The organism is Streptomyces sp. NPDC046915 (assembly GCF_040644935.1).
Classification (GTDB): Bacteria; Actinomycetota; Actinomycetes; order Streptomycetales; family Streptomycetaceae; genus Streptomyces.
Window position 1 is genome coordinate 1 of sequence record NZ_JBEYXB010000046.1, and the last position, 18,010, is coordinate 18,010.

General features: G+C 69.2%; 14 protein-coding genes and 3 pseudogenes. 8 read left to right on the plus strand and 9 right to left on the minus strand.

Features of this window, described 5'->3' with window-relative positions; all coding sequences use genetic code 11:
- Positions 1-607: 607 nt before the first annotated feature.
- Positions 608-4,441, plus strand: coding sequence for a DNA-binding protein (locus ABZ915_RS47805; protein ID WP_361817496.1), 3,834 nt, complete (start codon positions 608-610; stop codon positions 4,439-4,441).
- A gap of 380 nt (positions 4,442-4,821) precedes the next feature.
- On the opposite strand, the gene ABZ915_RS47810 is transcribed toward ABZ915_RS47805, so the two are convergent.
- Together ABZ915_RS47810 and ABZ915_RS47815 are read right to left on the minus strand one after the other, a co-directional pair.
- The gene (locus ABZ915_RS47810) at positions 4,822-5,022 is read right to left on the minus strand and encodes a hypothetical protein (RefSeq protein ID WP_361817498.1); all 201 of its coding nucleotides are present in this window, start codon (positions 5,020-5,022) and stop codon (positions 4,822-4,824) included.
- Complete coding sequence (locus ABZ915_RS47815) at positions 5,019-5,237, minus strand: hypothetical protein (protein WP_361817501.1); 219 nt, start codon at positions 5,235-5,237, stop codon at positions 5,019-5,021. The genes ABZ915_RS47810 and ABZ915_RS47815 overlap by 4 nt, the downstream gene beginning before the upstream one ends.
- 64 nt (positions 5,238-5,301) lie before the next feature.
- Here ABZ915_RS47815 and ABZ915_RS47820 point away from each other — a divergent pair, with 64 nt between their 5' ends.
- Both ABZ915_RS47820 and ABZ915_RS47825 read left to right on the plus strand, forming a co-directional pair.
- Positions 5,302-5,661, plus strand: a complete 360-nt coding sequence (locus ABZ915_RS47820; RefSeq protein ID WP_361817503.1) for a DUF6233 domain-containing protein — start codon at positions 5,302-5,304, stop codon at positions 5,659-5,661.
- Between the two features lie 392 nt (positions 5,662-6,053).
- Positions 6,054-6,437, plus strand: coding sequence for a DUF6355 family natural product biosynthesis protein (locus ABZ915_RS47825; RefSeq protein WP_361456159.1), 384 nt, complete (start codon positions 6,054-6,056; stop codon positions 6,435-6,437).
- 72 nt (positions 6,438-6,509) lie between these two features.
- On the opposite strand, the gene ABZ915_RS47830 is transcribed toward ABZ915_RS47825, so the two are convergent.
- Positions 6,510-7,280 (minus strand): hypothetical protein, encoded by a 771-nt coding sequence (locus ABZ915_RS47830; RefSeq protein WP_361817556.1) that lies wholly within the window; start codon positions 7,278-7,280, stop codon positions 6,510-6,512.
- Here ABZ915_RS47830 and ABZ915_RS47835 point away from each other — a divergent pair.
- Positions 7,198-7,491 (plus strand): annotated as a pseudogene (locus ABZ915_RS47835) (ATP-binding protein); the annotation flags it as partial. The gene ABZ915_RS47830 and the pseudogene ABZ915_RS47835 overlap by 83 nt on opposite strands.
- 1,253 nt (positions 7,492-8,744) lie before the next feature.
- On the opposite strand, the gene ABZ915_RS47840 reads toward ABZ915_RS47835, so the two are convergent.
- Both ABZ915_RS47840 and ABZ915_RS47845 read right to left on the minus strand, forming a co-directional pair.
- Positions 8,745-10,067 (minus strand): hypothetical protein, encoded by a 1,323-nt coding sequence (locus tag ABZ915_RS47840; protein WP_361817506.1) that lies wholly within the window; start codon positions 10,065-10,067, stop codon positions 8,745-8,747.
- 1,188 nt (positions 10,068-11,255) lie between these two features.
- Entirely contained in the window at positions 11,256-11,579 is a 324-nt protein-coding gene (locus ABZ915_RS47845) for a hypothetical protein (protein ID WP_361817509.1), read from the minus strand.
- 115 nt (positions 11,580-11,694) lie between these two features.
- On the opposite strand from ABZ915_RS47845, the gene ABZ915_RS47850 reads away from it, so the two are divergent.
- Positions 11,695-12,366 (plus strand): DUF1524 domain-containing protein, encoded by a 672-nt coding sequence (locus tag ABZ915_RS47850; protein WP_361817512.1) that lies wholly within the window; start codon positions 11,695-11,697, stop codon positions 12,364-12,366.
- Between the two features lie 63 nt (positions 12,367-12,429).
- On the opposite strand, the gene ABZ915_RS47855 is transcribed toward ABZ915_RS47850, so the two are convergent.
- Positions 12,430-13,050, minus strand: a complete 621-nt coding sequence (locus tag ABZ915_RS47855) for a TetR/AcrR family transcriptional regulator (protein WP_361817515.1) — start codon at positions 13,048-13,050, stop codon at positions 12,430-12,432.
- 36 nt (positions 13,051-13,086) lie between these two features.
- Here ABZ915_RS47855 and ABZ915_RS47860 point away from each other — a divergent pair, with 36 nt between their 5' ends.
- Together ABZ915_RS47860 and ABZ915_RS47865 are read left to right on the plus strand one after the other, a co-directional pair.
- Positions 13,087-13,884: an alpha/beta hydrolase gene (locus ABZ915_RS47860; protein WP_361817517.1), complete on the plus strand. Its 798-nt coding sequence runs from the start codon at positions 13,087-13,089 to the stop codon at positions 13,882-13,884.
- Positions 13,884-14,366, plus strand: a pseudogene (locus tag ABZ915_RS47865) (leucine zipper domain-containing protein); the annotation flags it as partial. The gene ABZ915_RS47860 and the pseudogene ABZ915_RS47865, both read left to right, overlap by 1 nt.
- Before the next feature lie 57 nt (positions 14,367-14,423).
- Here the strand turns inward: ABZ915_RS47865 and ABZ915_RS47870 are convergent.
- The 3 genes and pseudogenes from ABZ915_RS47870 to ABZ915_RS47880 all read right to left on the minus strand — a co-directional run bounded on the left by ABZ915_RS47870 (position 14,424) and on the right by ABZ915_RS47880 (position 17,602).
- Entirely contained in the window at positions 14,424-15,407 is a 984-nt protein-coding gene (locus ABZ915_RS47870) for a GNAT family N-acetyltransferase (protein ID WP_361817520.1), read from the minus strand.
- Positions 15,408-15,456: 49 nt separating this feature from the next.
- A pseudogene (locus tag ABZ915_RS47875) lies at positions 15,457-16,706 on the minus strand (IS256 family transposase).
- Between the two features lie 620 nt (positions 16,707-17,326).
- Positions 17,327-17,602, minus strand: a complete 276-nt coding sequence (locus ABZ915_RS47880) for a tetratricopeptide repeat protein (protein ID WP_361817523.1) — start codon at positions 17,600-17,602, stop codon at positions 17,327-17,329.
- A 61-nt stretch (positions 17,603-17,663) separates the two neighbouring features.
- Here ABZ915_RS47880 and ABZ915_RS47885 point away from each other — a divergent pair, with 61 nt between their 5' ends.
- The gene (locus tag ABZ915_RS47885) at positions 17,664-17,981 is read left to right on the plus strand and encodes a hypothetical protein (RefSeq protein ID WP_361817525.1); all 318 of its coding nucleotides are present in this window, start codon (positions 17,664-17,666) and stop codon (positions 17,979-17,981) included.
- Positions 17,982-18,010 lie beyond the last annotated feature (29 nt).

Here is an 18,010-nt window from a genome sequence, read left to right on the forward strand (position 1 = left end):
ACAGGACTCGGGACCTGGTCGAGATCTGCTGCAGCTTCTGCCCTTCCAACCGCGCCAACCGCCGACCCGGCGAACCAATCCGGTCACAGCACTAGGCGCTCGGCTACAGCCGTCGTGGAGCCCTTGGCTCGCGTGAGGAGGAATTTCATCTGAGCTCGTGCGGATTTCGGCGCGGGACGGGTGAACAAGGCCCGTTCGGCCCGTCCGAGGTCGTCGAAGACGCCGGAGCGAGGCCGACACCGGGCTGGTGTACTGATCATCCATACCGGCAGCGTCGGGCCCTTCCCCTGTGGACAGTGGACGCCGGGCGCCGGGCGCCGGGAAAGATGGGGCTGCGAGCACGTCATCACGGGAGGGGGCGTCGTGCGGCTGACGATCGACACCGAGAGGGACACCTACGAGCAGGCGATCGCCGCCGTCCAGGCCGCCTACGGGCTGCGTCCGTGTGTCCCGGTCGCCTGGCCGGACGCACCGGCCGCCGGCATGGCGTCGCGGCACTGCCCCAAGAAGGCACCTGCGGCTTGCCCTCCTGTCACGGGCGTGCGTAGCGTGCGGGCGATCGCGCTGTGTCAACGGGGGAAGCGGTACGGGGGAAGGTAGGGAGTCAATGGCGGGACGCCACGAGAGTCCGCTGGATCCGAGTGCCGGGCCGGTGGCGCGGTTCGCTGCCGAGTTACGCAAGCTGCGGGCGGAGGCGGGTAGCCCGACGTACCGGGTGATGGCGCAGCGCACGAGGCAGGGCGCCAGCACTTTGTCCCAGGCTGCTGGCGGCGAGCGGTTGCCGACCCTCCCGGTTGTCCTCGCCTACGTACAGGCCTGCGCTGGCGATGCGGTCGAGTGGGAACAGCGCTGGCGTGAGGCGGCTGCGGAGGCGGCGGCCGAACCTCAGGCCGAGGACGTGGACGCCGAGTCTCCTTATCTGGGACTGGCCCGTTTCGAACCGGCCGATGCCGGTCTTTTCTTCGGCCGTGACGGACTCACTGAGCGCCTATTCCAGCAGGCCTGCTCTGGGCGGTTCACCGCGGTCTTCGGTCCGTCGGGCGGCGGCAAGTCCTCCCTGTTGCGCGCTGGCCTCATCCCGCGCCTGCGCAGCCCTGACACCACCGGGCCGCGGTCGGCTGCGATACGGATGCTCACTCCCGGTGAACAGCCGCTGCGCACGCATGGGCAGCGCCTGGTGCCAGCCGATGGGGACGGTGACACCTGGCTGATCGTGGATCAGTTTGAAGAGCTGTACACCCTGTGCACGGACCCCAGTGAACGTGACCAGTTCATCGACTACCTCCTGGCCGCTACGGACCCGGCGAGTCGGCTGCGCGTAGTGATCGCGGTCCGCGCCGACTTCCTCGGCCGCTGCGCCGCACATCCCCGGCTGACCGCCGCGCTACAGGACGCAACCGTGCTGGTCGGCCCGATGGATCCCGCCGAGCTGCGCGAGGTGATCGTCAAACCGGCCCAGGCCGAGGGCCTCATCGTCGAACGCGCCCTGACCGCCCGCCTCGTCGACGAGATCGCAGGCGAACCCGGTGGCCTGCCGCTGCTGTCCCACGTCCTGCGCGAGACTTGGCGGCGCCGCCGCGGCAGGGCGCTGACGGAGGAGGGGTACGAGGCCGCGGGCGGTGTCCATGGTGCCATCGCCCAGACCGCCGAAGATGTCTATGCCGGACTCTCCGCCGAGCACGCCCAGCTCGCCCGCCTCGTCCTGCTGCGACTGGTCACCCCGGGCGAGGGATCGCAGGACACCCGCCGCCCCGTCGATCGCTCCGAGCTCGACTTCGCATCCGGTCCGACGAGCGCCGCGTACACCCCTGTCGAGGCGGCGGACGTCTCCCTGGTCCTGGACCGGTTGGCTCGCGCGCGGCTGATCACCCTCGACCAGGACATGGTCGACCTCGCCCACGAGGCGCTGATCACTGCCTGGCCGCGGCTGTCCGGCTGGATCGACGAAAAACGCGAACAGCTGAGGGTGCACCGGCGACTGACCGAGGCGGCCCGCACCTGGGACGAACTCGGCCGCGACCCGGGAGCCCTGTACCGCGGCACCCGGCTCGCCGCGGCCCGAGAGCAGCTGTCCGGGGCCTCGCTCACCCCGCTGGAACAGGCGTTCCTCAACGCGAGCAGTGCCGCGCGCCAGGGCGAGCGCCGCCGTAGGCGCGGACTCCTCGGCGCCCTAGCGGTGCTGGTCGTGCTCGCCCTCGTCGCCGCAGCCGTGGCCTGGCAGCAGAACCGCACCAGCGACCGCCGCCGCGTGGAGTCAGAGGCCCGCCGCATCGCTGCGGTCGCCGACAGCATGCGGTTCTCCGACCCGGTCACCGCGATGCGGCTCAGCGTGGTCGCATGGCGGCTGGCTGACACGACGGAGACACGGTCGGCGCTGATCGGGGCGATGACACAACGGGAACAGGACGTGTTCCCGGTGCCGGGGGCCGACGCCGGCTTCGACGGCTCCAGCAACGAGACGCGCCAGCTGACGGCGGACGGCCGATCGGTGGTGTCCGTCACGGCGGACCGGGTCCGGATCTGGGATCTGCGCACGCGACGGCTCACACTCTCCGCGCCCGGCCCCAGGAAGCTGATGGCCGACGGCACTGCGGCCGTGGTCGGCCCGGACGGCCGCACCCTCGCGCTGCCGACGCTGGAGGACGGCATCAAGCTGTGGGACGTACGGTCCGCTCGGGTGACGAGGACACTCGCCAAGGTCGAGGCGATGGAGCCGCCCGGCGTGGTCCTCGGGGGGCGCACCCTGGCCGCGGTGGACGAGAACGACGGGGACATCCATGTCTGGGACCTGCACAGCGGACGCCGGATACCACGCATCCCCGTACCTGAGGGCAGCGAGCCGGCGATGGCACTCAGTCCCGACGGTCGATGGCTCGCCTGGTGCGCGGACAGGCATCTGGAGATCTGGGATCTCGCGCACCACCGGAAGGCTCCCGCGTCCTGGGCCTCAAAAGTGCGCACCGGCGACTGTACGGACCATTCGCTCGCTTTCACTCCCGACAGTAGGTCTCTCACTGTCGTCATCAACCACGGAATCAGCGGGTGGGATCTGCGAACCGGGCGCCGGACCCTGTTCCTCGAAGCGGACGGGCTGACCCAGGTGTGGTTCGGATCCGACGGCAGGTTCCTCGTGTCCACGGGACCCGGCCGGCTCCTTGTGTGGCGGGCCGCGTTCCCGTATCTGCCCGTGCTGCGGCAGCGGCTGACCGCCGACGACTATCTGCCCGTGCTGCGGCAGACCGCCGGCGACTGGAGCGACGTCGCCCTCGACCGCGCCGCGGGAGCCGTGCGCTACCTCAACACCTCCGGGTCCGTCGTCCGCTCGCTGTCGCTCGGCAGGGCGACGACGAAGCTATGGCCGGACCAGGCGGCGGACCAGGCGGAACTCTCCGGTGACGGCCGGGTCCTGGCCCGTGTGCTAGAGACGGACGACAGGTGGCGGTTGCAGGTCCTGGACACCCGCGACGGCAGAGTGGTCTTCGAGCCCCAGGCAGACACCGCATGCCCGGGCAAGGAAGATGAGGGCGACGATGCTTGCGCCGCCGTCATGGCGCTCAGCGGCGACGGCAGATACCTCGCGCTCCCTCGGAGGGCGGACAGCTACCCGAAAGGGACACCGGGCGGGACGCGTATCACGGTGTGGGACGTCAGGACCGGTCGCGTGTACGCCACCGTGGGCATCCGGCCCAACCACGACGGCTCCTACGCCGTCAACGGGCTCGCCCTCGACACCCACGCCCATACCCTGCTGGTGTTTCGGCAGGCGTTCCGGCCGACGGTCGAAGTGTGGGACGTGCGCCGGGAAAAACATGTGAAGACGGTACGCAGCAGCCGGTCCGGCGCCTCAGCCGACGAGTGGGACAGCGTGCGGATGGCCTTGCGCCCCGACAACGGCAGCATGGTGACGCAGGAGGGCCTGGTCGCCGACCTGCGCAGGGGACGCATGGAGCCTCGTGTGCTCGGCGACGAGCTGATCAGCGTCGCGGCGTTCAGTCCCGACGGCACCCGTCTGGCCGTCGGTGACGCCATGGGCCGGGTCACCCTCTGGGACGGGGCGTCCCGCACGCGCCTCGGTGTGCTCGACGGCTCCTTGTCCGACGCCGGGGCGGACACCACCGGCCCAGTGTCCGCACTGGCCTTCTCCCACGACGGCCGCACCCTGGCGGTGGCAGGCCAAGCCGGCCCCTTGCAGCTCTGGGACGTCCCGTCCCAACGCCTCCTCGGCTCCGCGCTGCCGACCCCAGGCGACCCGGTGCTCGCCCTGTCGTTCGGCTCCGACGACGGCATGCTGTACGCCTCCGGCACGAACGTCCCCGTACAGAAGTACGACATAACGCCCGCGCACCTAGCCGCCCAGATCTGCAAACGGTCCGGCTCCGGCCTCTCGAAACGCGACTGGAAGACTTACCTCCCGAACGCCCCCTACCACCACACCTGTTAAGAGGGAGCACCCATCCGACGATCGGCTTCCTGAGCGTGGGCGGCGTGCTCGCCGACCGACGCTCCCCAAGTCGGATGCGTCGGCCGGTTCAGTGCCCTGGTCAACTACCGGTTCGCGGCCTGACGCGCCCCCAGCTCGACTTCCCGTTCCTCCAGATTCGGCGCCAGCTCGACGTTCTCCGGTGCCACGGTCGACCTGTCGACTGCGAGTGGGAGACCGCCAACGGGTCTTGTGCCAGCGCCGGGGGAGCCCCTCCCCGACGGGCTAACCCTGCCTTCCAGGTGGTACCCCGGCCAGCCGATACGGGCTGGAGCAAGCCGTGAAGAAGGCCGTCCGGCACGTCCAGGAAGATCCGGCCGGCGAGTAGCCGCCGTCCTGACCTACGCCTGATCCGGCCAGGAAGCCAGCACCTCACCGGTGTCCTGGTCGGTGAGAGTGATGCGGGCCTCGGGCATGCTTCCGTACTCGCCGACCCAGCGTCGGAACTTGTCCCACGCCACTTCCTCGCCGTTCCACCAGCCGTGCTGCACCGGCCGGCCCCCCGAAGCGAGCAGCAGGTGATAGCGGCCGGGACTGCTCACGCGAGGCGGATCCCTCTGGCCCGTCCCGGCTCGCGGACGATCGCGGCCTTCGCCTCCAGCTCGATGAGCTGGTAGTGCACCGACGCCCTGCTCCGCATGCCCACGGCCGCCCCGATCTGCTGCATCGTCGGCGCCTGCCCGTGATCAGCGATGTGCTGGCAGATGCAGCGCAGGATGCGCTCCTGGGTGTCGGTGAGGTAATCAACGCGGCGCATAATTCAATTAGAGCGCTTGTTCGAATTTGTGGGCAAGTGGAGACACAGCAGCCGGGAGCAGCAGATGAGTGGTGAGCAGCCGCTCTCGCGTCTCGAGGCGCTGCGCTTCGCCCGGCGCGTCGTCGAGCAGCAGGCCGTCCGCCAGCTGCGGGTGATCGACCGGTGGATAGCCGAGGAGGAACGACGTGAGGCAGAGCGATGCCGGGGCGGGGAGCGGCGGCCGCCTCCGCCGGAGTGGCTGATCCAGTACGGGCTGAACCGCGCGAACGTCGACGCCGTGCACACCGGCGACTGCTGGGCGGCCGCGAAGAGCGGGCGCTGCCGCCCGGCCACCCGGCAGCAGGCAGTCGACGCCCTGCGCCGACAGGTACCCGCATGCATCCACTGCCGCCCCGACACCGCCCTCGGCATCCTCGACTATTAGTTGGACGCCAGCTGGCGGTTCTGGGCGGGCAACCCCGCGGGCCGACCCGTGTGGTACGCCACGGCCAGTGTCGACCCACGTCACCCTCCACACCACCGTCGCCGAGTGCGTCGCCGATCCAAGAAGTCAGGGCGGACCCTGCGCTCGTCGGCGACTCCGGTCACGATGGTTTGGCGGGGCGTCGACGGCATTGTCCGGTGTCGGCGCCGGTGCCGGACAACGCGGGGCGTTGATTGGTATCGAGGCGGCACTGTCGGTCAACCCACGAGCCTGCTCGACTGGTTGAGGCCTCCCGGGACCTGCCCGACTGCGAGTGCGGTCGGGCGCCCCCGGGCCGGCGCGGCCCGGAGTGCCGTGGCCGAGAGGCCTTCACCGAATGAAAGGGAACGCACGTGCGCATCAACAGTTCCACGGACACCACTCGCACAGCAGGTGCCCGGCGGACCGGGCGCTCCGCGAGGCTGCTCGCCCTGCCCGCCGCCGCCTTCACCGCCGTTTTGGCCTGCGCGGTCGCGCCGTCGGCCCAGGCGTCCGAGCCGACGGCTCGGCTCGCGGGGTGCGGCTGGAACAACCCCGGCACCGAGCACCCCTTCTACGAGCACTGCGACACCCGCACCAACGTGTGGATCCAGGTCATCCGCCAGTGGCCCAGCAGCGATTACCACCGCTGTGTGGGCCCCGGCAAGACGGTGCTGGACTCGAACGCCACCGGCGCCTGGTACGACAGCGGCTACCGCGGCGGCCTGTGCTCGCACCCCGGTGACACCGGGCCGTGAGCCGAGGCCACTTCGTTCCAACCGGCTCGTAGATAGTCCGTGGCGGGTCTTCCGCTGCGCGTCTGCAGCTGCTCAGCGCGTTCGGATCCCCGTCGGGCAGGGCGGCTGGTAGGCGAGACCGGGCAGGAAGCGGTGCCAGTCGGCGGCTGTGAGGTCGGCCGGGTCGGTGGTCCGGCACACTCGGCGGGCCACACGGTCCGGGTCGGTGTCCCACAGCCGCGCCGTCCAGTCCTCGCTTCCTGTGGCCAGGGTGCGCCCGTCCGGGCTCACGGCGAGGGCGTCGACAGACTTGGTGTGTCCGCGCAGGTCGGCCCAATCGACGGGTCGTTGCCGGACACGCACGTCCCACTGCCGCACGGCGTCGTCGGAGGCCGTGTAGAGCGAGCGGCCGTTGGGGACGAAGGCGATCGCCTTCTTGGAGCTGGTGGCCGCACCGCGCCGCGGGGAGTGCCCGGTGGGCCGGAACTTCAGCTCCACGGCGGCGCCCAGCTTGGTGATGACGTCGCCGATCGTCTCCGGGTCCAGACCGCCGTCCATCACGGTGTGCCAGCGCGGGTGCAGCGGCTTGTAGGCGAAGTCGTCCGGGTCGGTCAGCCCGGCCTCTTCCTTCCAGGCCTGCCAGGCGCGCACGGGACAGGTTGACGGGCGGGTGCCGCGCGGCACCTTCACCTTGCGCGGCTTCACCTTGGACACGCGGACGTCGACCAGGAGCCCGTTCTCGTGCTCCTGGAAGTCCCGCACCCGCAGGAACGGCACCTGCATCGCCCAGGCCCGCCGTCTGGCGGCGGACTTTCTCGCCCGGGTACAGGCCGAGCACGGGCTGCCGGTCTCCGAGCGGACCATGGATGTGACGCAGCTGGTGGTGAGCGAGCTGGTCACCAACGCCTGCAAGTACGCGCCGGGCCCGGTGCTGCTGGATCTGCGGATCACCGGTGACCTGGTGGAGGTAATCGTGTGGGACTCCGATCCAGTGCTGCCGGTAGCGAAGGCCGCGGACGCCGGACGGGTCGGACAGCACGGCCTGGAGATCGTGATGGCCCTCGCCCAGGGCTTTAGGTGGCTGAGGAGCGCGAGGCCGGTTGCCGCTGCGCGGTGCTGGTAGGCGCGCAGTCCGGGGGCGCCGAGGGGTACAGGCTTGCGGGCGTTGCGGTGCCAGTGACCGGTGAGTGCGGAGAGGAACGCGGTGGTGGTCTCGGGGCTGCTAGCGGTGGCGGGGTGGTCGCGGAGCAGCCGGGCGACGTCTGCGGGCGTGTGTCCGGCGAGGATGAGCTGCGGGGCGAGGGAGGCGGCATCGATGCAGGCCGGACCGGTGGTGGCGTGTGCCCAGTCCACGAAGGTCACGCCAAGGTGGTGATCGCGGACCATGTTGTCGGCCCGCAGGTCTCCGTGGACGATGCGGTCGCCGTGGGCGAGGCCGGGCCAGGCCGCCTCGAGTTCGGCGAGCTGCTCCAGGCGGTCACGGGCGGCGGGGGCGAGGTCGGCCGACGGATCGGCAAGCAGTTCGTCCCAGCCGTGTAGACCGGCCGCCGTTGAGGGCGCGATGCTCACTGCTGCGATGTAGGGGGCCGGGGCGGGGCTGGAGGCGAGCTTGTCCAGCAGCGCCCAGGTCTGTTCGGCGTCGGCGGAGGCCGGGGAGAGGTCGGGGTGCGGGCCGTCCAGGTGGGCGATGACGACGGCGGTCCAGTCTCCCGCGCGATGGATGCCCAGCAGTTCCGGGGCCGGGGCGCCGGGCGGCAGCGCATCCAGGACGGCGACCTCGTGGACGTTGGCGGCGGTCAGCGGGTCGTCGTCGGGGGCAGCTTTGACGAAGACCCGTCGGCCGCCCTCCAAGGTGAGCGCGGCGGCCAACTGGTGGCCGAAGCCGCCGGCGGGGGTGGCCGTATCGGTGACGGGCGCGCCGAGGGCGTCTTCGAGACGGGCGCGCAGTGGCGTGGGGACGTCGGTCCATTGCAGACGGCCGCTGGTGGGCGGTACAGGCATCGGGGCAGCTTCCAGAGGTTCGGAAAACGGGTGGCGGGGTGATGGGGTGCGCGCCGAGCCGGACCGCGAGTCGGGGCTGAGGAACGGGGTCCTCAGTGCTCCAGCTCGACGCCGGGCGCTCGTCGCCGCATCACGCGCATTCGCCTGTGTCCTCTGAGTGCAGAAGTGCAAAGGGGCGCCCGTAGGGGCGCCCCTCCACTGTAGTGGTGGTGCTGGGTCACGCGCTGCCGATGGGGACCGGTGCTGCCGCAGTAAACCGGTTGTTACTGCGGCAGGCGGCAGTGAGCTGCCCTGACGGCGGCTTTGAGATGTAGCTGGGTCGCTCCTTTACGTGGCTTTGAGGCCGAAGCGGACGGGGGCGGGGGCGGGATTGACGTCGGGGCAGGTTGCGCGGACTTGGACGAGCCCGGCGAAGTCGGCGGTGATGGCGCGGGATACCGCGGTGCCGTTGCTGTCGGTGGAGACGGTGAAGCTGGTGGAGTTGTCGGGGAAGACCGCGCCGGTGGTGCCGGTGAGCTGGAAGGTGACGGCGATGTCTTCGAGACTCTGCCCGAGGAAGTTGGTGACCCGGACGACGCAGGGCTGTGGAAAGCGCGTGCCCGCGGGGATGGTCTGGCCGTCTCCGGACACGCGGACGAGCCGGATGGGGGCGGGGGTGACGGTGAGTTGGTAGGTGGCGGGCGGGATCTCCGGGTGGTCGGGGATGGTGGCCCGGACGTGGAAGGTTCCCGCAGTGGGGCCGGCCACGATGAAGGGGCTGGTGGCGCGGCCGTGGCCGGGGTCCTGGGGAGCGTCGAGTGTGGTGACGCGGATGCTGGTGCTGCTGGTGCCCGGTGCCTGCATGGCCAGTAGCAGTTGCTGGCGGTCCTCGGCTGCCTGGGGAGTATCGGCGGTGAGACGGGCGATGTCGGCGGCGCCGTCGCCGTCAGGGGTGAGGTAGTTGGCCAGGGCGGGCACGCCCGGGTCGAGGAAGAACGAACCGGTGGGGTTGCCTTCGATGAGGAACTCGACCTCCACGCCCCCGGCCGGGGCACCGCTGGGGGAGGTGACCAGCGCGGTCAGCGGCAGCGGGAAGAGCAACCCGGCCTGTGCCTCCTGATCCTGGCCGTGCTCGGGAACGATGAGTGCCGGGACGGGGTCGCCCACGCTCGCGTGGAACGTCACGGTCTTGTCCGCACCGGTGGCAGTGACGATGATGTCGCCCTCACCGGGGCCTGCGACGACGCCTGCACGGGCCTGGCCGGCGGAGTCGGTGGTGGTCTCGTACTCGGTCTCCGCGTCGCCGAGGGTGGAGCCGGTGCCGCCGAGGTCCACCAGGTGGAAGCACACGGGCAGCGACGGCACAGGCTGGCCGCCGCGCAGCGCAAGCACGGTCAGCGGCTGGGCGAAGGGGGTGCCGGGTTCGGCATACTGGCCGTCACCGCCGACGATTTGCAGCTCATCGATGCTGGTGTAGCCCACGTGCAGGCCGAAAGCGGTCACCGCCGTCCCGGCCTGGGCCACCACATGTACCTCACCCGGTGTGCCACCCGCCGTCAGCGTCACACCCGCCGTGGCGATCCCGTCGGCGCCGGTGAGCGCAGTGACCGGCTCGGATGCGAACCGCGTGCCCGTGTCCCCCGCATCGTTCAGCGTGAACGTGACTGTCACCCCGGTCAACGGGACACCGCCGGCGCTCGCCCTCACCGACAGTGCAGCGAACGTGCCACCGGGTTCCGCCGTTGTGTCGTTGCCGGAGACCGTCTCCAACAGGTCCGGCGCAACCGCCCATTGCAGTACCACCTGACCGGGCTGGCCGTTCTCGCCGATACCCGCCTGGTAAAGCGGGTCCCCCTTGTTCGCTGCATAGCGGCCTGAACCCGTGAGCGTCACTGGGTTCGACACGCCTGGGCCGGCTGCGAAACCGCTGCCACCACCCCCACCTGCACCAAGACCGGACGGCCCCCCAAAACAGGCGCCACCTCCGCCCGCGTAGCCAGCCCCACCACCAGCGGAGTAGAACACGTTTTGGCCGACGGCGTAAGCGCCAGCACCGCCGCCGCCGCCTAGCCCGCGAATGGGGACAACGCCCCCGGCTGCCCCTTCGGAATTGGCCCCGCCAGGAGTGCCGGTATCGCCCCCGCGCCCCCCACGATATTTGTGGTCGAAGTGCCCCCCGGCCCCGCCCGCCGCCCCGGCAGCGCCTTGCCCGGGAGCTGAAGATCCCCCGGTTCCTGCACCTCCGTAGGCGCCACCGCCGGCACCGCCGTGTCCGCCGCGCCCCCCACCTTGGTTGATGGCACCACCGCCACCGCCGGCGACGAGCAGCGGCCGCTGCAGCCGGACGCTGAATAGCCCGCTCAGCCCCCCACCGGAGCGCAAACCATCGGGGCTCCAGCCGGGGCCGCCACCACCGAAGCCCCGGCTGCCCACCACCACGGCCAGCTGCTCCCCTGGAACCACACTCACATCACCCGACGTGAATCCACCACCACCCCCTTGGAAGGAGTCGGCCTGCACCAAACCGAGCCCAGAGGAACCCCACATGCGGGCATTGATCACAGTGACGCCGTCAGGGACGGTGAAGTACTGAACCGCCCCCGTGGCGTTGAACCGGAGACAGTGGGTGTAGGGGGGAGTGGGCGTGGAAGCCACCATGGCCGCCGTGGCGTGCCTGAGCCCGGGCGTTCCCGACGTGTCGGGCACCGGCACGGGAGCGAGCTCGAGAACGGGCTCGGAAATCTGGGACATGGGACTCCTGACGTTCCTCGGCTCACGGATCAGATGATCATCCGTGTATCACCAGGCCAGGCGGGCACGGCGTACCGGCACGGACATCAGCGGTGAGGAACTCGGAAATCAGCCGAACAGCAGGCGCCACAAGCAGCGGAACCGCTCACATTGAGAGGCAGCCTCTTCGAGGCAACCCCGCCACTGGCGGCTGGGGTATGGCAACCGCGCCGCCGGCACCGACAGCGACAGCGACAGCGACAGCGACAGCGACAGCGACAGCGACGAAACGCAAGCACAAATCGCCGCCGAGGAAGGCGCCAACTGAACCACCGGCGCACGCGCCCAGCCGATCAGCTCATCCGTCCCACCCAGGCACGCACACTGCTGCTCCCGCGCGCAGTCACCGGCCCGGGCGCCGTGGGCAGCAAGGGTCACCGCGGGCCGGTTCACGACGGTCTGACTTACCGTCCGAGCGAGTGACGGTCTCCCGCTCCCCGGGCGCGTCCCGGCCGCGGGCCGCTACGAAGGTCACGACCTGCTTGTGACCTTCGAAAGGGTTCTCGCTGTGCGCTTCGCCTGGACCGCCCTCGCGGCTGCCGCTCTCGCCCTGCTACCCGCCACCGTGACCGCGCCCGCCGCGCACGCCGCCGCCCCAGCCGCCTACACCCTGCCCCTGGCCGAAGCCGTCACCACCATCCCCGTGGCGGCGGAGGACCGCACCGGCTACAACCGCGAGCAGTCCTTCGGCGGATGGATCGACGCCGACCGGGACGGCTGCAACACCCGCTCCGAGGTCCTGCTCGAGGAGGCGGTCGAACCACCGACCGTGACCGGCCGGTGCACCCTGACCGGCGGCCGCTGGTACTCCTGGTACGACAACACCTTCATCGACGGCCCCCGGGGCCTGGACATCGACCACCTTGTCCCGCTCGCCGAAGCCTGGGACTCCGGCGCCTCCGCCTGGAGTCAGCAGCGCCGCATCAGCTACGCCAACTACCTCGACGACCCCCGCCACCTCGAAGCCGTCAGCGCCCGCTCCAACAGGCAGAAGGCCGACCAGGACCCCACCACCTGGCTCGTGCCCGACAACCCAGCTCAGACCTGCCACTACATCGCCAACTGGACCGCGGTCAAACTGCAATGGGGCCTCTCCATCGACCCGGCCGAACAGCAGACGCTGGCCCGCACCGCCGCCGACTGCCCCGACACCGACGTCACCATCAACCCTGTCCCCTGAGACTGCCAGCCTGCGGGGACGCGGACGTCGTAGCGATGTTCATCGATCACTAGGTGTTGCGGGTCAGGACGTTGGTGACGTGAGTTGTTGGCAGATCAGCTGGTGAGCAAGTTGCGCCGTCGCGAGCAGGTCCTCGCGAGCCGTGTCGACGTTGGATCGCACCGACAATCCGTGCCAGACGGATTGGATGAGCCCGGTCAGGACCGCTGCGTTGGTGCCCGCGGCTAGTTCCCCGTCCTGGATCGCTCGTTCGATGCGCACGAGGAGGGCCTGCTCGTTCGAGCTGTGCAGCTCGGCGACGTAGGCGCTGATATCGAGCGTGCTCGTGCTGTCGGTCATCACGGCGCTGCTGATGAGACATCCGGGGTGCGTGTGGCTTGGCTGGATGAACTCGTGGACCGAGTCGGTGAGGATGCGTTCGATGACCATCTGGATGTCGTTCTCGGCAACTGCCTGCTGGTAGATCTCGCGGTAACGCTCGGCGTAGGTCCGCACCGCTTCCTCGAACAGTCCGGCCTTGCTGCCGAAGGCGGCGTAGAGGCTGGAGGTGGAAAGCCCGAGGGTCGCGGCCAGGGTGCGGGTTGAGGTGCCGGAGTAGCCGCGTCGCCAGAAGAGGCGAGCGGCGTCAAGGACCGCACGGTCGCGGTCGAAGGCTCGGGGGCGTCCACGGTTGCGTTCAGTCACGCTTGCATTGTAGATCGTTCGCTCCATAATAGATTTATGGAGCGAACGATTCAGAAGAAGCTGTCGGTCGGCGGGGACAGCTGGGTCACGGTTGATGTGTACGGGGAGCCGGACACTCCGGGCCTCGTCGTCGTCCCGGGCGTGATGAGCGATGCACATACGTGGCGCGATGTGGCTGGCGCCATCGACGCTTGGCCCTCAGTGGTAGTCATGAACCGTCGTGGCCGTGCCCCCTCGGGGCCGTTGACCAACTCGTACTCGCTGCGGACAGAGGTTGAGGACCTCGGCGTGATCCTTGACGAGTTCGACAGCGCGAGGGCTCTCTTCGGTTGGAGCTACGGCGGCATGATCACCTTGCTGGCCGCCAACGAGCGCCCGATTCACCAGATGATCACCTATGAGCCGGTGATGCAGCCGTTCGGACGCCATGCGCTGCCGGACCTGAAGGTGGCAGCGGAGACGGCGGACTGGGATCGCTGCGTCGAGATCGTCAATCGGCAGATCTCCGGCTTCTCCGCAGCGTATGTCGATGACCTTCGGGCCGATCCTCACAGTTGGGCGATACTGCGTCGCTTGAGCGGACCGCTGTACGCCGAACTCGGCGCGCTCAACGCGACACCGCCTCCGGATGTGATGGCACAGCAGGCGGAGCAAGTCGACTTGATCATCGGCCAGCGTAATCGCGGAACGGCCCCCTACGGAACGTCGTTCGACCTCGTGCGGCAGTACGTCGCGCACGCCGGAGTCCACGAACTTCCTGGCCAGGGTCACCTGGCCCACATTCACGCGCCGGCAGAGCTGGGGCGCCTGCTCAACAAACTCGCCGCGATCTGATGGGCACCCATGCCAACGCGCCGCTCTCCATTGAGGGCCGCAGGCGACTTGTCGAGCGATGCCAGTCACATCCGATCGCCCACGTTGCTGCGGAGATGGGCATCTCCAGGGCATGCGCGTCCAAGTGGGTCAACCGGTACCGTCGCCATGGTGAGCTCGGCCTGCACGACCGGTCTTCCACACCCCACCGTCAACCCACAGCCACACCGGGCGAGGTAGTGGAGCGGATCGAGCAGATGCGCCGAACCCACAAGTGGTCCGCAGGACGAATCGCCTTCGAACTCAGCCAAACCGGGCCCACTGTGAGCCGTCGCACCGTCACCCGGCACCTCTCCCATCTCGGTCTGAGCAGACGCCGATTCATCGATCCCGACGGCCACACCACTCGGAAACCACGCACAATCACCGCTCGCCGGCCGGGACACATGGTGCACATCGACGTGAAGAAGGTCGGACAGATACCTGACGGCGGCGGATGGCGGGCGAGCGAGGAATTGTCAAATTCTGTGGACCGACCGGACAGTCCAATGACCGGTCGATTAAGCGAACGGCTTGCGGTAACGGACATACTCGTTCTGTCTCCGGAACCCCACGCTCTCGTAAAGATCGTAGGACAGGTGCGGATTTGCCGTGCCCGTGTACAGCCTGGCAGTCGTTGCACCCTGCTCCCGAAGGCTTCGCAGCCCGTCCAGTAGCAGGGTCCGGCCGATTCCGAGGCGTCGCTGGTCCGTTCGGACACTCAGCTCTTCCACCTCGCCCACGGTGTGGTCGTGGCTGCGGATGGCGCAGAGGGCCACGCCGAGCATGTCCTGCCCGTTCCAGGCAGCCCTCCAGCATGCCGGGTCGGCGGTGTCGACAAAGTCCTGGAAGGACCATTTCTGAGTGAAACCGATGTCCGCATACGAATCGACGACCGTCCTCCAGGCCGCACGGTAGTGGCTGGTCCCGATCGGCCCCGTCCGTATCCCGGCCGGGAGTTCGCTGCCCGGCTCGGGCAACTGCTCCAGATCGCCAAGCTCTAGCTCGACCAGACTGAAGACACGTCGGTAGCCGGCTGAGAGCAGAAGCGCCGTGGCGTCCTGCTCGGAGACCATGGCGTTCGCACCGATCACTGCAGTCCGCGCCGTGCCATGTTTTTCGACGAGCTGGCGGATCCGCTCTTCGGCCCAGCTCAGCATGGCTGATCCGATGCCCTGGTCGCGATGCTCGGGCAAGAGGTAACCGCGGTGCAGGTACAGCCACGTATCGTCCCGCTCCTGCCACCACCGGATCGTCGAGTAGCCGACGACGCTCCCGTCGCGCACCACCAGGACCTGGTTCTTGGACGGCTCGTCCAGCTTGGCAGAGGACTCGGCGATCTCGGCCGCTGTCGGGAGCCCTTCCACAACCGAACGGGCGTCGACCCGGTCCCGTTCTACACATCCCAGCCGCACCGCGGCCATGGGGCCGTGGTCCTCGTCGCCCCGATACGGCCGGAACCCGAAGTCGGCTGGGAGGTCCTGTCCTGGCGTGTCATCCGACATGATCGGATGATCTCGAACATTGAGGCAGGTCCGCCACCCTGTTCATGATTCATGCTGCGGTCGTCTGCGGCCGTTCCACGAGGTAGCCGCGTTCGAAGTGGGCTCCGACTTGGACGAGGGCGACGAGGTGGGGTGCATTCACGGCTCGCCAGCAGGTCTGGGCGGACTCGACGAGCTTGAACACCATCGCAAGTGCGGCCGCTCGGGAGCCGGCCCCTTTGGTGACCTTGGTCCGCAGCCGGACGGTCGCGAAGGTCGACTCGATCGGGTTGGTTGTCCGCAGGTGGATCCAGTGCTCGGCGGGGAAGTCGTAGAAGGCCAGTAGTTCGTCCTCGTCATCGGTGATCTTCTTGACGGCCTTGGGGAACTTCGCGCCGTACTGTCTGGCGAACGCGGCGATGGCCTTGGCCGCGTGCTCGCGGTCTTCGGCGTTATAGATGTCCTGGATGGCCTTTTTCGCCGCGGGCTGGGCCGACTTCGGGAGGCTGTCGAGGCAGTTAGCCGTTTTGTGAACCCAGCACCTTTGGTGGCGGGTTTCGGGAAAGACCTCGTTGATCGCGTTCCAGAAGCCGAGGGCGCCGTCTCCGACGGCGAGGACCAAAGCGCGCATGCCGCGCCGCTGGCAGTCCCGCAGCAGGCCGGCCCAGGACTCCAACGACTCGCGGTAGCCATCCGCCATGGCGATCAGCTCCTCGGTGCCGTCCGCGCGCACGCCCATCACGACCAGCATCGCGGCCTTCGCCTGCTCCAGACGTATCCGCAGATGGATACCGTCGGCCCAGATGTAGACGTGGTCCGTGGCGGACAGGTCGCGCTCGCCGAATGCCTGCTGGTCGGCCTGCCACTGCTGGATGAGCCGCGTGACGGTGGCCGGGGACAGCCCGGCCGAGGAGCCGAGGAACTGCTCGAGCGCGAGCACGAAGTCCCCGCTGGACAGGCCGTGCAGGTAGAGCAGTGGCAGCACCTCGCTGATCTTCGGGGACTTGCGGCACCACGGCGGCAGGATCGCCGAGTGAACCGCTTGCGCTCGCCGGTTGCCTCATCGACGCGCTTGTCGTTGACCCGCGGCGCCTTCACCTCGACCGTCCCGGCCGCGGTGGTCACCTTCCTCGGCTGGTGATAGCCGTTGCGGACCACCAGACGGCGTCCGCTCTCGTCACGCTGGTCCGCCAACTCGGCTATGTAGGCGTTGACTTCAGCCTCCAGCGCGGCGGCCAGCATCCGCCGCGCACCCTCCCGGATGTCGTCGATCAGGGAGCCGGTCTCGGTCGATCCAGCGGCGTTTACTACGCTGAGCACGGGCGTGCCTTCCCGACCGACGGTGCAACGTCGGCCTACTCGATGACCAGAAGTCGATCACTCGGGAAGGCACGCCCTTCGTGTCCACCCCGAGGCCGATCCACAGGTCGTGAGCATTGCTCTCACCATTACACCTGTCGAAACCGTCTCACGGCCAACGGACTCGGCCGCCTGCTGGAGCACTGAACCTGCACCGAAGCAACCCGCCGGGGCCGGGCAGGGCCTGCCAGTGGACCACGTGCGCGGCACCGGCCGGGCACGCCCGACGGAGTACTGAGCAAGCCCCAGTTCGTGGCCTTGCCCAGCCGGCGCTGAACCCCGACCACGGATGCCAAGTGGCGTACCACAGGCCCGCCCAAGAGCCGCAACCCCCGACCACGGCAGGTCAAGCCCGACTGCCCGACCCGCGAGCAGCGCGGTCCCCCACACGTCGCGCAACCTGCAACCACCCGCCTCCGGCTCGCCGCGAAGCGACCACAGCAGGAATCCAGCCAGGGTGACGTCCGCAGTCAGGTCGAAACGGCATCCGCAGTCGCGTGCACAGCAACATGACTGTGCCGGTTTCAGCGGATGCCGTTTCGCGATGACTTCGGGAGTCACCGTAGAGCCGGTTCGCTTGATCAATGTTCCCCAGAATTGATGTCACTGGGCGCGTGATCGTCTCTGCCCGGCTCGTGAGAGAGCCGGCTCTGCCAGTAGGCCAGGTTGTGCCGGGTGGCGAGGGCGTCGGGGTGGTCGACCCCCAACACCCGCACCCGGTCTGCAAGGAGGTCGGTGAAGGCGGCGGCCGCACTGGCCGCATCCCCCGCCTGCCCCCGCCAGTAGGCCAGGTTGTGCCGGGTGGCGAGGGCGTCGGGGTGGTCGACCCCCAACACCCGCACCCGGTCTGCAAGCACGTCGGCGAAGGCAGCGGCCGCACCCGCCGCATCCCCCGCCTGCCCCCGTCAGTAGGCCAGGTTGTGCCGGGCCGACCGCACCGTCGCCGACGAGTACTTCGCCGTCTCCGAGAAGGTCGAGGCACTCTACGACGCCCCGCGCCAACTGCCCGCCGACGCGGAGGGAACCGAGATGGCCAAGCTCCGCAGGGAGATGCACCGTCGGATGCTCGGCAACGGCTACTGCGCTCGCCCCGTCGAGATGGACTGTCACTTCGAGTCGATCTGCGAATCCTGCACGTTCTTCGTCACCACAATCGAGTTCCGCCCGACCCTCGAACGCCAGCGGGACGACGCGGCGGCCAAGGGACAGGTCGCACGCGAGCAGATCTTCGACTGACTCCTCAGCCGACTGGATGGCGAAGCCAG